This is a genomic window from Stenotrophomonas sp. Steno-Z1, from assembly GCF_056393175.1.
The window spans coordinates 21,847-39,664 of the sequence record NZ_JBWJPB010000005.1; the positions used below are offsets into that span (position 1 = coordinate 21,847).

Consider the following 17,818-nt stretch of genomic DNA (forward strand, 5'->3'; position numbering starts at 1 on the left):
AAGGGGCAGCGCGCCCGCGGTGCCCGGACGCGCCGGCCGGGAGCGCGCTGCGTGGCGCCTCACCGATGCACGACCTTGGTCATCGCATCCACCGTCCAGGCCAGCAGCGCGCCGACCACGGCGATCTCGCCGAACATCAGCGCCAGCCCGCCCAGTTTCAGGAACGGCCAGATCCCGAGCAGCAGCCAGCCGTTGAACTGGAAGACGTAGCCGGCGCGATGCCACCAGCGCCGGATCGACAGGCCGAGCGTGGCCCAGGCCAGCGCGCTGCCGGCGATGCGCGCATCGCCGAGGTGGATGATCAGCAGCGCGCCGATCGCCAGGAGCGGGATCAGCCACAGCCGCAGCAGCGGCCAGCGCACCGGCGGGTGTTCCTCGGCGAGTTGCCATTGGCCGAGGCTGCGCAGGGGCAACAGCAAGGCGCCCACCCCCATCACCAGCAGCGCCGCGTACACACCCTGCATCGCGACGGCGGGAGCGCGCCCCAGCACGCCGAGCAGCGTCATCACCGCAAGCACCACCAGCGCGCACAACGCACTGCGCAGCAGCGCCAGCTGCATGCGTGGCCAGCTCAGCCGCTGGCCATCGGCGAGTGCGCGCCAGAACGCGACCTGTGCCGGCCGCAGCGGCGGGACCGCATCGTCGGCATCGTGCACGCCGAGCAGGTCGAGGGTGTCGCGCATGGCGGCCACGCGATGTGCCGGCCATGCGTCCCAGAGCGCACGCCAGGGTTGCCACGGACGGGTCAGGCGCTGCAGGCGGGTGCGCGCCTCGTCCGCATTGACCGGTGCCTGCGGGCGGTGCAGGTAGCGCGCCAGCCCGTGCTGGTTGCGCGGCTGCAGCACCCACAGCCGATGCAGTCGCAGCCGGCACGCATTCGCTTCGTAAGGGTCCAGGCCGCTGCCCACGTCGTCCCAGCCGAAGCACTGGGCGAGCAGGTCGAAGTTGTCGGCGCAGATCGGCGCATCGTGGGTCAGCAGGTGGTGCAGCACGTGGTCGCCGATCAGCGGCTTGTCGCGCAGCGACCACAGTTCCGGGCGCAGCTGCAGCCAGCGCTCGAACGCGGCCGGTTCGGACTGCTGGGCTTCGGCGATGACCCGCTGCGCGAAGGTGCCCGGATCGAGCTGCGCCGCTGCCGGTTGCGGCAGCGGCTCGGTCGCACGCGCGGGTGCGGCCGGGGCAGCGGGCGGGAAGGTGGTGTCACCCCGGTCCAGGATGCGCACCGGGTCGTGTGCGTCCGCGTCATCGACCACGGCCGTCCAGACCACCTCGGCCGGCGCCGCGGTGGCGTCGTGGGCGAACGAGCGCGCCAGCGCCTGGTCCAGCGGCAGCGCTTCTGCGATGCCGCTGGCCTGCGCGGCGGACAGGTCGTGCCCGCGGTTGTCCTCGTCCTCGTCTTCGTCCTGCCAGTGCGCGCGATGGCGCGCCCAGTCCAGCGCGGCCTGGTAGGCCTGGTGCAGCTGCTGGAACGCGGCCGGGTCATCGTCGGGCCGGGTGGTGCGCAGGCGCGCGGCGTAGGCGCGCTTGACCGCGCGCTCGTCGGCATCCTCCGCCAGGTCGAGGGCCGCGTGGCCCCAGCTCATGCGTCGCGTTCCAGCGCGTCCATCGCCGCGGACAGCTCACCGCGGTGCTGGTCGATGCGCTTGATGTCCTGGCTGTCCAGCGCGTGCCGGAACTGCTCCAGCCACGATTGCAGCAGGTCGCGCTGGTCCAGGTACTCCTCGTACAGGCGCTCGGCACGGGCCACGGTGGCCAGGTTCTGCTGCTGGTCGCGCGGGTGGATCTTCAGGTCCTGCAGGGCCAGCAGTCGCTCACGGATGTCCTGCGCGGAGAGCAGCCCGGGATTCTGTTCCAGGATCAGTTCGTGGCGGGTGCCGCTGGCGTCTTCGGTGACTTCCACCTGCAGCAGGCCATTGACGTCGTAGGTGAAGCGGGTGGTGACGGCCTTGTCGGCGGCCGTGCCCTGGCGCGACAACGGCACGCGCAGTTCGCCCAGCTTGATGTTCTTGTCCACCGTCGGGCTTTCGCCCTGGTAGATGTCGATAACCACCTCGCGCTGGTCGTCGCGCATGGGGAAGAAGCGGTCCTCGCGGCTGACCGGGACCACGCTGTTTCGCTGGATGATCGGGTGGAAGTACCCGCTGCGCTCGCTGCCGTCCGGCCCGCGCCGCGATACCTGGGTGCCCAGGGTGTAGGGGCAGACGTCGGTGAGCACGATCTCGCGCAGGCTCTGGTCGCGGTCCTTCAGGCCCGCCGCCACGGCCGCGCCCAGCGCGATCGCCTGGTCGGGGTGGATGTGGCGCAGCGGCAGCCGGCCGAACATGCGGGTGACCAGGCGGCTGATCATCGGCATGCGCACCGCGCCGCCGACCAGGACGATGTCATCCAGCGCCTCCGGCTTGAGCCGGGCGTCGCGGATGGCGCGTTCGATGGGCGCCCGCATGCGCTGCAGCAGCGGCTCGCACAGCTGGGCGTAGCGGGTTTCGTCGAGCTGCCAGGACAGCTCGCGGCTGCCCAGCGCGATCTCCAGGCGACCGTCGCCCTGCTGGCTCAGCTCGCGCTTGAACAGCTCCAGCCGGCGCAGCAGCTGGGCCTGCTCGGCGCTGGACAGGCTGGCCGGGTCCAGGTCGTTCTCGGCGTGGAAGGCCTGGGCCAGCACGTGCAGGAAGTCTTCGCCGCCGAGGAAGTTGTCGCCGGCGCTGGCATGCACTTCGATCACGCCGTCGAACAGCTCCAGGATCGAGACGTCGAAGGTGCCACCGCCGAGGTCCAGCACCAGCACGCGGCCCTCCTCGTCGCGCTGCTGCAGGCCGTAGGCGAGCGCCGCGGCGGTCGGTTCGTTGATCAGCCGTTCCACGCGGATGCCGGCCAGCTCGCCGGCCGCGCGCGTGGCCTTGCGCTGCGCATCGGAGAAGTAGGCCGGCACGCTGATCACCGCTTCCTCCACCGGCTGCCCGAGCGCGGCTTCGGCATCGGCCAGCAGCGAGCGCAGCACCAGCGCGGACAGCTCCTCCGGCCGGAACCGGCGGCCGCCGAGGCGGACCTCGCGGTCGCTGCCCATCCAGCGCTTGAAGTTGGCCACGCTGTGCTGCGGGTGGCTGACCAGGCGGTCGCGGGCCGGCTGGCCGACCAGCACGGCGTCATCGACCAGGCTGACCACCGAGGGGGTCAGCAGCTCGCCGTGCGCGTTGGGGAACAAGCGTGGGCCATCCGTGCCGTGGATGCCGATCAGCGAATGGGTGGTGCCCAGGTCGATACCGACGATCATCTGCGTCCGTCCGTTGTGTGCAGAAAAACGCGATTGTAGGAGCGCAGCGCACCCCTGACCATCGGGCGTTGCCCGACGCCGCCCCAATGGCTATGGTTCCGGCTCGTTCTGACGTACCGGATGTGCCCATGTCGCCACGCAACCCCCTGACCGCCGCCCTGGCCCTCGGCCTCACCCTCGCCGCCGGCGCCCACGCCGATGAAGGCATGTGGATGCCGACCCAGCTGCCGGAACTGGCCAAGCCGCTGAAGGCGGCCGGCTTCAAGGGCGACCCGGCCGACCTGGCCAACGTGACCGCCGCGCCGCTGAGCGCGGTGGTGCGGGCCGGTGGCGGTACCGGTTCGTTCGTGTCCGGCGACGGCTTGCTGCTCACCAACCACCACGTGGCGATGGGCGTGATCCAGTACAACAGCTCGCCCGAGCACAACCTGATCGACGACGGCTTCATCGCCCAGGGCCGCAGCGACGAACGCGCCGCCAATCCGGACTTCCGGGTGCTGGTCACCACCGGCTTCGACAAGGTCACCGAGCAGGTGCTGGGCGCGGCGCGCGGCAAGACCGGCCGGGCCTATTTCGATGCCGTGGACCGTGCCAGCAAGCAGCTGGTGGCCGACTGCGAGAAGGACGGCAACGTGCGCTGCAGCGTGGCCGACATGTACTACGGCACCGATTTCTACCGGATCCGCCAGCTGGAGCTGAGCGATGTGCGCCTGGTGTACGCACCGCCGCGTGCGATCGGCAACTACGGCGATGAGATCGACAACTTCATGTGGCCGCGCCACACGGGCGATTTCACCCTGCTGCGCGCCTACGTGGGCAAGGATGGCAAGCCGGCCCCGTACAGCCCGGACAACGTGCCCTACCAGCCGCCGGCCCACCTGAAGATGGCCATCGATGGGCCCAAAACCGGCGACTACGCGATGCTGGCCGGCTACCCGGGCATCACCTACCGCCACCGCACCGCCGCCGAGTTCGCCGGGCAGATCGATGCGGTGCTGCCGCGCCGTGTGGCGGTGTTCCAGCAGATGATCGACACCATCGAGGCGGCCACCGCCAAGGATGCGCAGGCGCGCACCCGCTATGCCTCGCAGCTGCAATCGCTGAAGAACAACCGCAAGCGCGCCGCCGGCGAGCTGGAAGGCCTGCTGCGCAGCGATGCCAAGGCCCAGCGTGCCGCCGATGAAACGGCCATGCTCAAGGCCACCGACGCGCGTTACCAGGGCGACATCCAGGCCCTGCTGGGCTCGCTGTCGCAGGGCGCCTCGGTGGGCGAGCGCGACCTGCTGCTGGACCTGCTCTCGACGCAGAGCCAGCTGCTGCGTTCGGCACTCACCCTGGAACGGCTGCGCATCGAGTCGGCCAAGCCCGATGCCGAGCGCGAGAGCGGCTACCAGCAGCGCGACCTGGCGCTGATCGAAGGCGTGCTCAAGCAGGTCCAGCGCCGCTATGCGCCGGCGGTGGAAAAAGCCCTGCTGACCAGCCTGCTCACCCGTTACCAGCAGCTGCCCGACGCGCAGCGCGTGCCCGAGTTCGATGCGGCCTTCGGCCGCACCCCGGCGGCGTTGGCCAAGGCGCTGGATGGCCTGTATGCCGCCACCACGCTGGGTGACGAGGCCCAGCGCCTGTCGCGCTTCAACGCGGCCAAGGAAGGCAAGCCACTGGCCCGTGATCCGCTGATCGACCTGGCCGGCCCGCTGGTGGCCGCGCAGTTGCGCCTGGACGACCAGGCCAAGGAGCGCGCCGGCGAGCAGCTGCGCCTGCGCCCGGCCTACATGCAGGCCCTGTTCGCCTGGCGCGCCAGCCAGGGCCGTGCGGTGTACCCCGATGCCAACCGCACCCTGCGCATCAGCTACGGCAAGGTGGAGGCGCTGTCGCCGCGCGATGCGGTGCATTTCGACCCGGTGACCACCGTGGCCGGGATCGTCGAGAAGAACACCAACGCCTACCCGTTCGATGCGCCCAAGCCGCTGCTGGCCGCGATCGCCAAGGGCGACTTCGGCTCCACCGCCGATCCGGTGCTGAAGACCCAGACGGTCAACTTCCTGACCAACCTGGACACCACCGGCGGCAACTCCGGTTCGCCGGTGCTCAATGCCAAGGGTGAGTTGATCGGGCTGAACTTCGACAGCAACTGGGAGTCGGTCAGTGCCAGCTGGTGGTTCGACCCGCGCTACAAGCGCGCGGTGCACGTGGACATGCGCTACCTGCGCTGGCTGCTGGCCAAGGTCTACCCGGCGCCCGAGCTGCTGAAGGAAATGGGCGTCCCGGCCGAATGACCCGCGGGTAGGCCACGACCGCCGGTCGTGGCCTACACTGCGTGCTGGCGCTGGGGAGCGGACACACGTGGTGGCAATGCAGGACGAGGACGACGGCACGACGCCGACGACGGCACGGCGGGATCTGCACGGGCTTCGGGTCTGGGTGGTCGAGGATGATCCGGAGCTGCTCGCGCTCAGCGTGGACGACCTGCGCTGGCGTGGCGCCGAGGCGATGGGGCTGGACAGCGCCGAGGCGCTGTACCGGGCCCTGGCGGTGGGCCGTTGCGACATCGTGGTCCTGGACGTCGGCCTGCCGGGCGAAGACGGCTATGCCGTGGCCCGGCACCTGCGCCGGATCGCCGATATCGGCATCGTGATGCTGACCGGGCGTGGCAGTTCCCATGAGATGGCCCACGGGCTGTCGCTGGGTGCCGATGTTTACCTGGTGAAACCGCTGGACGGCGACCTGCTGGCCGCCGCGCTCACCAGCCTGCGCCGCCGCCTGCCCGCGGCGGCACCGATCGCGCATGCCGCACCTGCAACCGGTACCTGGCGATTGCAGGCGGACGGGTGGGACCTCTGCGCCCCCAACGGCGCGGTGTTGGCGATCACCCGCGCCGAACGTGGTTTCCTGCGGGCGCTGCTGGCCGCGCCCGGCCGCCCGGTCGAGCGCGACGCGCTGATCGCCGCGGTCACCGATGAACCCTGGGACTTCGATCCGCATCGGCTGGAAGTGCTGGTGCATCGGCTGCGCACGCGGGTGCGCGGGGGGATCGGCCTGACCCTGCCGGTGCGCGCGCTGCGCGGGGCCGGCTACCTGTGGACCGACGAGGCGTCCTGAGCCCGACCCATGGGGTGCGTGTGAGCAAGTGAGAGCAACCGTGAGGTGCTGGTACTGCCTTTGCACGCCGCCCTCACCAGAATCCCTGCCGCCTCCGGCCAACCGGCCGAGGCCGCGCGTCCGTCGTCGACGGCGCGCCATGAATGCCAGGGAGGCGGGTCTGCAATCGCGGCTGCGGCCCTGGCTTTGTCGCCAGCAGGGGAACAGTCGTGCACAAGCAGCAGGTTCGGACGGATGCCGTCGCAGGCATCGCATCGTCGTGGGGTTCGTCGTGGCGCGTACGCGGCTGGCGGCTGCTGTGCGGCAGCCTGCTGGGCTGCCTGCTGGCACCCGCCGCCATGGCCGCCAACCTCAGCGTGTCGCAGCTGTCCGACTCGACCAGCGGCTGGCTGCGTGGGGATGGCACCGCCTCGGGCACGGCGAGCAGCGATCCGGCGCCGGTCGGGGCGATCGTGGTGTACGACGTCACCCTGTCCAACAGCGATACCGCCGCAGCCAGCGGCGTCGCGGCGATCTTCGACCTGCCGGCCAATACCCGCGCCTACCAGCTGCCTGCCGCCTGCACCGCGCAGACCGATACGCGCATCGTCTGCCGCTACGCCAGCTTCCCCGGCCAGGCGGCCGGTGGCATCAGCTTCCAGCTCAAGGTCGATACCCAGAACGCGCAGCCGGGCACCACCAAGGTGGTGGCGGCGATCGGCAACGAATCGGCCCTGCCGCCGTCGACCACGCCGGTCGCCAGCCTGACCAACGCCGATCCGTTCTTCGCCGGTGACAGCAACCCGGCCAACAACCGCCTCGAACAGAACACCACGCTGACCGCCGGCGCCGACCTGGGCCTGACCAAGAGTGGCAACCCCGCCTCGGTGATCGCCGGCGGCGAGGTGACCTACACCCTCACCGTGCGCAACGCCGGCCCCAGCCCGTCCACCAACTTCCAGGTGATCGACACGCTGCCGGCCGGCTTCGCGGTGGTCCCGGGCAGCTTCAGCGGCACCGGCTGGACCTTCAATTACGGCTCCACCACGGCCACCCACGCCGGCAGCCTGGCCAATGGGCTGACCAGCACGTTCACCTTCCGTGCCAAGGCCAACGTGTCCAGCGGCGCGGTCACCAACTCCGCGCGCGTGGCCGCCAACGGCACTCCGGACCCCCGTCCGGACAACGACGTGGCCACCGCCAACACCGTGGTGACCACCGGTGCCGACGTGACCGTGGCGATGGTCGCTTCGCCGGCCCCCGCCGCCACCGACGGGCCGGTGGTGTTCACCGTCACCGCCGACAATCTTGGCCCGGAGGCCTCCAGCGGCGTGAGCGTGACCGGCCAGCTGCCGGCGGGCTTCAGCTTCACCGGCACCGGCTCGCTGCCGGCCAACTGGACCTGCACCAGCCCGACCCCGACCACGTTCTCCTGTTCGCGCAGCGGTGCGATGCCGGCCGGCAGCAAGGACATCCTGCAGATCCAGGCGACGGCCCCGGCCACGCCCGGCAATGTCACGGCCACCGTGCAGATCCAGTCGGCGCTCACCCCCGACCCGAACGATGCCACCCATGGCACCAACAACAACATCGCCACCACCGCGCTGACCGTGCTCGCCGATGGCGCCGACCTGCGCCTGGCCAAGAGCAAGCTGGGCAGCAACGAAAACGGCGAAGTGGTGCCGGTCGGGACCACCTCGGCCAGCAACATGACCTCCACCCTGCGCCTGTGGAACAACGGCCCGGCCCGCATCACCGCCGGTGCGCAGATCGTGGACGTGCTGGCCGATGGCGAGGAATTCATCGCCACCACCGGACCGTTCAGCTGCTCGGCAGTGCCGGCCGCGTACACCCCGGGCACGCGCCAGGTGGTGACCTGCGATTTCACCGGCACCTACCCGGTGGCCGTCGCCACCGGCACCGGCAATGGCAACGCGTTCGCCACGCTGGTGATGACCACCCGCGCGCGCGCGGCCGGGGTACTGACCAACAACGCCTGCACCGGCGGTTCGGCCCCCAGCGGTGGCCCGGCCTCGCTGGAGCCGACCACCGACAGCGGCGTCAACCAGGACAAGATCACCGGCAACGACTGCGCCGGCAGCGGCATCCGCGCCACCGACGATGCGGCCAACCTGTCGATCACCAAGGTCGCCAGCACCGAAGCCGGCGGCGACAAGGTGGTGGGCGTCACCGAAACCTGGGCCGAGTACCTGCTGACCGTGCGCAACAGCGGTGCCGATACCGCCGGCGTGGTGGTCAACGACCCGCTGCCGGGCTTCCTGGACAACAACCGCACCGTGGTGGACATCACCGCGCCGGCCGGTTGGCCGGCCGCCAACTGCCGCATCAACAGCGGCAGCCTGATCTGCGAATCGGGCAACGTGGTGCTGGCCCGCAACGCCACCGCGGTGATCCGCCTGCGCCTGCGCACGGCCGGCAACACCCCGGGCATCCTGTTCGACAGCGTCGGCAAGACCGCCGCCAGCGGCGCCAACGCGGCCTGCGTGGCGGCCGGCACGGTACCGGCGTCGGGCCACTTCCATTGCAACCGCGCCGGCGTTGGCGTGGACGGTCGCATCACCGGCTCGGTGGGCGAGTCGGACTGGAGCGACAACTACGCCACCGACTGGCTGCGCGTGGAACGCGTGGCCAACATGCAGACCGTCGAGAAGGTGATCACCAGCGGCGACAACAGCGGTCGTGCCGGCGTGGTCGCCGACTACCGCATCCAGTACCGCAACCAGGGCCCGTCGGCGATCCCGCGGGTCGCCTTCACCGATACCTTCACCCTGCCGGCCGGCGACAGCGGCTTCGTGCTGGTCAACGCGCGTCTGGCCTCCAACAACCAGGCCTGCACCATCACCGCGATGGAGACGGGGATCACCGCCAGCAACACCGCCGGTGGCATTTCCTACCGCAATACCGATACCGCGAACCCGCGCACGCTGACCCTGACCTGCCCGGCGGTGGCGTTGGCCAATGGCGCGGTGGACACCGTCAACCTGGGCATCCGCCCGAACGTCAACGCCAGCAACACCGGCCGTGTGTTCGACAACGTGGCCGGTTTCAGCTTCCCCGATGGCGCCACCGGCAGCGATGCCAACGGCAGTTGGAACTACAACCTGGTCAGCACCGCGGCCGATGACACCCGGCAGGCGCGGCTGACCTTCGGCGAAGGCCGGGTCGACCTGCTGGTGCAGAAGAACGACCAGGGCTTTGCCGGTGGCATCGACCCGCTGGGCTTCGACCCGCAGGTGCCGGCCAACAACTACCTCACCTATCGGGTGACGGTGGGCAACCAGGGCCCGTCGCTGGCCAGCGATACCCGCATCCGCGACAGCCTGGTGCCGCCGGATGGCCGCACCGTGACCTTCATCGGCGCATCGACGACGGCCGGCGGCAGCTTCAACGTGGCCGGCTGCAGCGTGGTGGAAGGCAGCAACCCGTTTACCGGCAACGGCAGCAGCGCGATGGTGCTGGACTGCCTGATGCCGGGCGCCGGCTTTGCCGGCAGCAACGAGGACGGCACCGTGGCCGCCGGCGCGGAGAGCGAACTGTTCCTGCGCTACCGCTACGACAGCGCGCCGGGCGGCGGTGGCGATACCTTGAGCAACACCGCGCTGGCGCACTCGGCCGAAACCCGCCAGGGCGCCGACCTGACCGCCGGCGATGCCAACCGCGCCGACAACAGCACCACCGAAACCACCAGCGTGTTCATGCGCTCGGACATGACCGTGCGCAAGACCATGGTGACCGTGTCGCCGGGGGCCGCCCCGAGCGTGGCACTGCCGGCCAGCGTGGCCGGCGTCACCGTGCGCCAGCCGTTCTGGTACGTCATCACCGGCGTCAACAATGGCCCCGGCCAGAGCCTGTCGCGCGACCGCAGCGCCACCGCGCAGCTGCGTGGTACCGGCACCGTGGTGGTGGATACGCTGCCGGCCGGCGTCCAGGTCACCGGCCCGGTCACCTGGCAGAAGCAGGGCCCGGCCTACGCCGGGGCGACCCCCGATGGCAGCGGCACCTGCAGCGTGCTCGACCGGGTGGTGACCTGCGAAGTGGGCGACACCACCTTCGCCACCGGCAACCCCGGTCAGGTCCGCATCCTGGTGCCGGCGATGTGGCCGCAGCTGCCGGCCGGCAGCACCGCACCGCGTGGCAGTGCCAGCAACCATGCGCAGATCAGCACCGAGCAGGTCGACGAGAACCCGGCCAACGACAGCGTCGATGTGCCGCTGGACGTGGTCAACCTGTCGCTCGCCGGCAAGGTGTTCGTGGACAGCGACCAGGCCGCCGGCAACGGCGGCACCGTGCAAGCCGGTGAAGCCGGCATCGCCGGTGTGTCGATCCGCCTGAGCGGCACCGATGCCTACGGCCAGGCGGTCAACCTGACCGTCACCACCGATGCCAGCGGCCAGTACCGCTTCGACAACCTGGCCCCGTCCGACGCGGCCGGCTACACCGTGCTGGAAGTGCAGCCGGCCGGCTATGCCAATGGCCGCATCGATCCGCCCACCAGTGGCGCGCAGGCCGCGACCTTCAACCCGGACAGCTACCAGGCCGGCAGCCCGGACAGCCGCTACGTGGTGCTGCTGGGCACCGACGTGGCTGTGCCCGGTGGCACGATCGGCAGCGTCGGCGCGGTGGCGGTGAACTACAACTTCCCCGAAGTGCGGCGCCCCAGCCTGTCCGGCTACGTCTACGTGGACCTGGACTTCAACAACCAGCGCACCGTGGGCACCGACAACGCCATCGTCGGTGCCAGCGTGGAGCTGCTGGATGCCAACACCGGCGCGGTGCTGGCCACCGTGCAGACCGACGCCAACGGCCACTACCGTTTCGACGACCTGGACCCGCACCTGCTGTACGCCGTGCGCGAGCCCTTGCCCAATGGCCCCTATACCAACCGGCCGAGCGCCGTGAACGCGGGCACCATCGGTGCCGCGGCCTGCGCCGTCGGCACGTGCGTGGTGGGCACCGGCGTGGCCAGCCCGGGCGGGCCGGACGCGGCCAGCACCGACCGCATCACCGGTATCGACCTGGGCACCGGTGCCGATGGGGAGAACTTCAATTTCGGCGAGAACCCCAACGGCAGCTCGATCGCCGGGCGGGTCTGGCTGGACCTGGACAACGACGGCGTCATCGACCCGACCGAAACCGGCCTGGGCGGCGTGGAGATCGTGCTCACCGGCACCGACCGCAACGGCCAGCCGGTGCAGTTGACCACCACCACCGCCGCCGACGGCAGCTACGCCTTCGTCGGCCTGCTGCCGGGCACCTACGTGGTGACCGAACCGACCCAGCCGGGCAACACCCTCAACGGCACCACCGTGCCCGGCGACAAGGGCGGCGCCGCGACCTCGCCGGAGACCGTGCCATCGGCGATCAGCACGATCGTGCTGGGCAGCAACGAAGCGGCCGCGGCCTACAACTTCGGCGAGATCCCGATCGCCTCGATCGCCGGCCGCGTGTACTACGACAACAACGACAACGGCAGCATCGACGCCGACGAAACCGGCATCGCCGACGTGCAGATCGTGCTCACCGGCACCGATGACGCCGGGCAGCCGGTCAACCTCACCACCCGCACCGATGCGCAGGGCAACTACAGCTTCCCCAACCTGCGGCCGGGCAGCTACGTGCTGACCGAACCGGACCAGCCGGCCTACACCACCAACGGCATCACCAGCGCCGGCACCGTGCAGGGCAGCGTGGTGGGCGTGGCCACCGACCGCACGACGGTACCGTCGGCGATCAGCCAGGTGGTGCTGGGCGCGGGCATGCAGTCGGTGCAGAACAACTTCGGCGAAGTGGCCGACACCCCGGACCTGGTGGTCAGCAAGCGCGCCACCACGGCCGTGTTCACCGTCAACCATGCAGCCGAGTACCAGATCCAGGTGCGCAACATCGGCCCACGCCAGACCTTGGCCGGCTACGACGTGCATGACCGCCTGCCGGTCGGCCTGACCCTGCTCGACACGCCGACCGGCAACGGCTGGCTGTGCGAGGGTGCGGCCGGTGCGCAGCGCTTCGTGTGCCGCAGCAGCACGCTGATCGCTGCCGGTGCGACCCTGCCCGATGCGATCACGGTCAAGGTGAAGGTGGGCGCCGACGCGGCCAATGGCAGCACCGTGCACAACGCGGTGCTGGTCCAGGGCGGTGGCGAAGATGCGCCGCACGGCCCGAGCCCGGCCGAACGCGCGGCGTTCGAGGGCGATGTCACCGCGCTGCCCGAGTGCGATCCGGCGATCACCCTGAACGTGTGCCGCGTGCCCAGCAAGGTGCAGCTCAGCGCCTCGGTGGGGGGCACGGTGTGGTACGACGTGGGGGGCGATGACCAGCTGCTCGATGGCGGCGACCAGCGCCTGCCGGCCTGGATCGTCGAACTGGTCGACCCGGCCACGGGCGAGGTGGTGGCCAGCCAGGTCACCGCGGCCGATGGCAGCTACCGGTTCAACGACGTGCTGCCGGGAGTGAAGTGGAACATCCGCTTCCGCGACCCGCGCTCGAACATCGTCTGGCCGCACCCGGTCACCCGCGAGAGCGTGGCCGGCGTGCAGGCCATCTGCGACGCCGCCGGCGCCATCGCGCGCGCCGGTACCAGCGCCTGCCAGGTCAACGACAACGCCAGCAGCGTGCTCGAGGTGGTGCTGGCACCGGGCCAGTACCTGCCGCAGCAGAGCCTGCCGGTGGATCCGTCCGGCGTGGTCTACGACGCGGTGTCGCGCGACCCGGTCCCGGGTGCGATCGTGACCCTGTCGCCGGTGGGCATGTGCAGCGGTTACGACCCGCGCACCGCCGTGCTCAATGCAGGCCAGGGCGGTTACCGCATCGAGGGCAACACGATCTCGATGACCGTGGGCAGCGAGGGCTTCTACCAGTTCGCCTTCGGCCCCGCCGCGCCGGCCCGCTGCGAGTTCCAGCTCAGCGTGACCCCGCCGGGCGGCTATGCGTTCGTGTCCACCCTGATCCCGCCGCAGGACGGTACCTTGTCGCCGCTGGGCGGCGGCGGCGCCAACCACGTGGTCCAGCCCAACACCGCAGCGCCCACCGGCGCGGTCGGCACGGCCACCCAGTACTACCTGGGCCTGTTCGGCGGTTCGGACACCGCCGCGATCGTGCACAACCACCTGCCGCTGGACACCGCGGTGGCCACCGGGCTGGCGATCAGCAAGAACGGTGACCGCCAGACCGCCGAGATCGGCGACACCGTGCAGTACACCATCACCGTGCGCCAGACCGCCGGCAGCGCGCTGCGCACCGTCAACGTGGTCGACCGCCTGCCGCGTGGCTTCACCTACATCGACGGCACTGCCCGTGCCGATGGCCGCGCCGTGGTCGACCCGGACGGCAAGCCGGGTCCGCTGCTGGGCTTCCGCCTTGGCTCGATCAGCGTGGGGGGCCAGATCGTGCTGACCTACCGCGTGCGGGTCGGCGTGGGTGCGCAGCAGGGCGATGGCATCAACCGCGCGCAGGCGTTCGGTTGCGCCTTCGACGGCGGCTGCATCAGCACCGACAGCCTCACCCCGCTGCCCGGCGCGCTGCCCTCCAACCGCGCCGAGTACCGCGTGCGGGTCACCGGCGGCGTGTTCACCGACCAGGCCTGCGTGCTCGGCAAGGTGTTCGTGGACTGCAACAACAACCACGTGCAGGACCGCGAGGAACTGGGCATCCCCGGAGTGCGCCTGTACTTCTCCGACGGCACCTGGGTGATCAGCGATTCGGAGGGCAAGTACAGCTACTGCGGCCTGCCACCGCAGAGCCACACCCTGAAGGTGGATGCCGCCACCCTGCCGCTGGGGGCGCGCCTGACCACCAGCAGCAACCGCAACCTGGGCGATGCCGACAGCCTGTTCCTGGACCTCAAGAACGGCGAGCTGCACCGCGCCGACTTCATCGAGGGCAGCTGCGCCAACCCGGTGCTCGAGCAGGTCAAGGCGCGCCGCACCCAGGGCGAGGTGCGCGCACCGGAAACCGAAACCGGGCAGCCGCCGTTGCGCTTTGACAGCAAACCCGCGCGGGCGCCGCAGCAGGCGACCGACTCGGCCAACCAGAGACCGATCGTGCATCCCAGGACCCTCCCGCCTGCCGCAGGCGCCGCCGTGGAGGTGCAGCCATGAGCCGCCGCCATCCGCTGACCCGCCTGCCGCGGCTGAGCCTGCTGGCGTGTGCGCTGGCTGCCGCGCCGGCGATGGCGCAGAGCGTGGGCACCCCGGGCCGCTTCACCCCGGTGCTCGGCGAGGCCTCCAGCCTGTATCCGCGCAGTGCCACCAGCACCGACGCCGCGCCGCGCGCGCTGGACGGTGCCGCGGCGGGCACCCTGGACCGCATCGTGGTCGAGCTGGATCGCGACGGCGTGCCGGCCGATGGCCAGAGCGCCGTGCACGTGCGCGTGCAGCTGCTGGATGCGCAGGGCCGCGCGCTGAGCGGCAGCCGCTACGCCACGATCGAACACAGCGCCGGTCGCATCCGCCTGCCGGGCTCGCGTACCGATGAGCTGGGCCCGGGTGCACTGGATGCCGACACGATCACCCCGGGCGTGCAGCTGCAGGTGGTCGATGGCCTGGCCGAGTTCGACCTGCTGGCCCCGCATGATCCGCAGGACGTGCTGCTGCGGGTCACCGCGGGGGCGGAGACTGCGCAGGGCAGCATCGCCTTCCTGCCGGAAATGCGCGAGATGCTGGCCACCGGCCTGATCGAGGGCGTGGTCAACTTCCGTCGTCGCAACACGGCCGGGCTGGTCGCGCCGGTGGACCACGACGACGCGTTCGACCGCGATATCCGCCGCTGGGAACGCCAGTTCAACAACGGCAAGGCCAATGCCGCCGCGCGCACCGCGTTCTTCGTCAAGGGCCGGATCAAGGGCGAGTACCTGCTCACCGCGGCCTACGATTCGGACAAGGACACCCGCGGCCGGCTGCTGCGCGACATCCAGCCGGAGGAGTTCTATCCGGTCTACGGCGACGCATCGCTGCGCGGCTTCGACGCGCGCTCGGCCGAACGCCTGTACGTGCGCGTGGACAACCGCCGCAGCTACCTGCTGTATGGCGACTTCCAGACCGGCGACGGGCTGGCCACGGCCACCGGCATCGGCGGCAGCGGCGCGCTGCCGCAGCGCAGCCTGGGCACCTACAACCGCACCGCCACCGGCCTGGGCTGGCATTTCGAAAGCGAGCGCGTGCGCAGCAACGTGTTTGCGATGCAGGATTCGCTGCGCCAGGTGATCGAGGAGTTCCGCAGCCAGGGCAGCGGCCCGTACGCGCTGCGCAACAACGCCGTACTCGAAGGCAGCGAGCGGGTGGAAGTGATCGTGCGCGACCGCAACCAGCCCACCCGCATCGTCTCGGTGCGCGCGCTGGCGCGGCTGGTCGACTACAGTTTCGAGCCGTTCTCCGGGCGCATCCTGCTCAACCAGTTCCTGCCGGCGTTCGACAGCGACCTCAACACGGTCTCGCTGCGCATCACCTACGAACTGGACCAGGACACCGAGAAGTTCTGGGTGGTCGGTGCCGATGCCCAGGTCAAGCTGGGCGAGCGCATGGAAGTGGGGGCGGCGGTGGTCGACGACCGCAACCCGTATGCCGAGTTCAGCATGGGCAGCGCCAACGCCAGCTACCGCTTCGGCGACAGCACGCTGCTGGTGGCCGAGTTCGCGCGTACCCGCAGCGAGGTCAACACCAACACCATCAACCAGGTCACCTCGCAGGGGCTCAAGGACGTCACCGGCGAGGTCGAGGGCGATGCGTGGCGGGTCGAGTTCGCGCATGACGGCGCGCGCTTCGACGCGCGTCTGTTCGCCGCCCGCACCGATCCGGCCTTCAATAATCCGGCGGCGCCGTTGTACGGCGGCCGTGGCGAATACAACGCCCGGCTCGGCTACCGGGTCGGCCCGAAGCTGGAGCTGTACGCCGAAGGCCTGCGCAGCGAAGACCGCAACCCGGACGGTGGCAAGCGCGACGCCGGCGGTGCCGGCGTGCGCATTGGCGCCAGCGAGCGGCTCACCGTGGACGTGGGCGTGCGCAGCATCCGCGAGACCATCGGCGTGACCTCGCCGTGGTCGTCGGGCGTTCCCTTCGGTGACGCGGGCGGGCTCACCGGTGGCTTTGCCACCGGCAGTGGTGGCGGCGCGCTCGGCTACGGCCAGCAGGCGCTCGATCCGCTCACCGGGTTGATGGTGATCAACGGCAGCAGCAGCGGCAGTCCGATCACCAGCGACCTGCCGGTAGGCACCGAGCTGGCGTCGGACAGTGCCCGCGTCGGCCTGGGTTATCGCGTCAGCGATCGCCTCAGCGCCGGTGCCGAGGTGGAGCAGAGCGTCAGCGGCGAAGATCGCAAGCGCCTGGCCGCCGGCCTGGATTACCAGGTGTTCGAACGCAGCCGCGTCTACGGCCGGTACGAGAAGCAGACCGGCCTGACCAGCGCGTATGGCATCACCACCACCGACCGCGAGGCCGATGCGCTGGTGTTCGGCATCGACAGCAGCTACCTGCGCGATACCCAGACCTTCAGCGAGTACCGGTTGCGCGACTCGATCAGCGGCCGCGACGTCCAGGCCGCATCGGGCATCCGCAACACCTGGGATATCGCCGAGGGCCTGCGCCTGGGCAGCTCGGCCGAGCACGTCAAGGTGATCGACGGCAGCGCCGGCGACACCACCGGCCTGGCGCTCGCGCTGGACTACAGCGCCAACCCGCTGTGGCGCGGTGCGATCCGCGCCGAGCACCGGATCTCCGAGGATGTGCCGGACACCGCGACCAACGAGGCCTTCAACACCACGCTGCTGCAGGCCATGCTGGCCCGCAAGCTCAGCCGCGACTGGACGCTGCTGGCCCGCAACTACCTGCTCAGCACCCGCTACGACGCACGTGGCGACGTGCTGCAGGACCGCTTCCAGCTCGGCGTGGCCTACCGCGATACCGACCGCAACCGGATCAATGCGCTGGCCCGCTACGAGTACAAGCTCGAACGCGATGAGAGCGGGCTGACCCTGTCCGACGGCGTGGCCGTGGATGGCAGCAGCCAGGACGTGCGCACGCGCGCGCACATCGTCTCCACCCATGCCGACTGGCATCCGTCGCGGCCGTGGTGGCTGACCGGGCGCATTGCCGGCAAGTGGCAGCAGGACCAGTTCGCCTACGGCGACGGGGTGCGCGTCAACAGCCGTTTCCATGCGGTGCTGGTGTCCGGGCGGGTGGTGTATGACATCACCGAAAACTGGGACATCGGCGTGCTCGGCTCGACCTTCCGCGGCCAGACCGGCGCCAACCAGTACGCCTGGGGCATGGAAGTCGGGCGCCTGCTGCGCCAGAACCTGTGGCTGTCGGCCGGTTACAACTGGAGCGGTTTCACCGGCGACCGCGATCTCAATGGCTACGAGTACACCCAGCAGGGCGTGTTCGTGCGCCTGCGCTTCAAGTTCGATGAAGACCTTTTCCGGCCGGACCCCGTCCGCTACCGCGACCCGGCACGCTGAGG

General features: G+C 70.5%; 6 protein-coding genes. 4 read left to right on the plus strand and 2 right to left on the minus strand.

The window, feature by feature from the left end; all coding sequences use genetic code 11:
- Positions 1 to 59: 59 nt before the first annotated feature.
- Complete coding sequence (locus tag AC06FD_RS14060) at positions 60 to 1,583, minus strand: hypothetical protein (RefSeq protein ID WP_478078146.1); 1,524 nt, start codon at positions 1,581 to 1,583, stop codon at positions 60 to 62.
- Entirely contained in the window at positions 1,580 to 3,268 is a 1,689-nt protein-coding gene (locus AC06FD_RS14065; protein ID WP_259209347.1) for a molecular chaperone HscC, read from the minus strand. The genes AC06FD_RS14060 and AC06FD_RS14065 overlap by 4 nt, the downstream gene beginning before the upstream one ends.
- Before the next feature lie 128 nt (positions 3,269 to 3,396).
- Between AC06FD_RS14065 and AC06FD_RS14070 the strand changes: the two genes are divergently transcribed.
- The 4 genes from AC06FD_RS14070 (at position 3,397) to AC06FD_RS14085 (ending at position 17,816) form a co-directional block, all read left to right on the plus strand.
- Positions 3,397 to 5,544 (plus strand): S46 family peptidase, encoded by a 2,148-nt coding sequence (locus tag AC06FD_RS14070; protein WP_478078147.1) that lies wholly within the window; start codon positions 3,397 to 3,399, stop codon positions 5,542 to 5,544.
- A 76-nt stretch (positions 5,545 to 5,620) separates the two neighbouring features.
- The gene (locus tag AC06FD_RS14075; RefSeq protein WP_259209557.1) at positions 5,621 to 6,367 is read left to right on the plus strand and encodes a response regulator transcription factor; all 747 of its coding nucleotides are present in this window, start codon (positions 5,621 to 5,623) and stop codon (positions 6,365 to 6,367) included.
- 209 nt (positions 6,368 to 6,576) lie between these two features.
- On the plus strand, positions 6,577 to 14,463 hold the full coding sequence (locus AC06FD_RS14080) for an SdrD B-like domain-containing protein (RefSeq protein WP_478078148.1): 7,887 nt from the start codon (positions 6,577 to 6,579) through the stop codon (positions 14,461 to 14,463).
- Positions 14,460 to 17,816 (plus strand): hypothetical protein, encoded by a 3,357-nt coding sequence (locus tag AC06FD_RS14085; RefSeq protein ID WP_478078149.1) that lies wholly within the window; start codon positions 14,460 to 14,462, stop codon positions 17,814 to 17,816. The genes AC06FD_RS14080 and AC06FD_RS14085 overlap by 4 nt, the downstream gene beginning before the upstream one ends.
- Positions 17,817 to 17,818: the final 2 nt, after the last annotated feature.

Bases quoted from the DNA above. Each gene is read 5' to 3' on its own strand.
- AC06FD_RS14075 (WP_259209557.1), top strand. From the start codon at position 5,621: ATGCAGGACGAGGACGACGGCACGACGCCGACGACGGCACGGCGGGAT.
- AC06FD_RS14070 (WP_478078147.1), top strand. From the start codon at position 3,397: ATGTCGCCACGCAACCCCCTGACCGCCGCCCTGGCCCTCGGCCTCACC.
- AC06FD_RS14065 (WP_259209347.1), bottom strand. From the start codon at position 3,268: ATGATCGTCGGTATCGACCTGGGCACCACCCATTCGCTGATCGGCATC.
- AC06FD_RS14085 (WP_478078149.1), top strand. From the start codon at position 14,460: ATGAGCCGCCGCCATCCGCTGACCCGCCTGCCGCGGCTGAGCCTGCTG.
- AC06FD_RS14060 (WP_478078146.1), bottom strand. From the start codon at position 1,583: ATGAGCTGGGGCCACGCGGCCCTCGACCTGGCGGAGGATGCCGACGAG.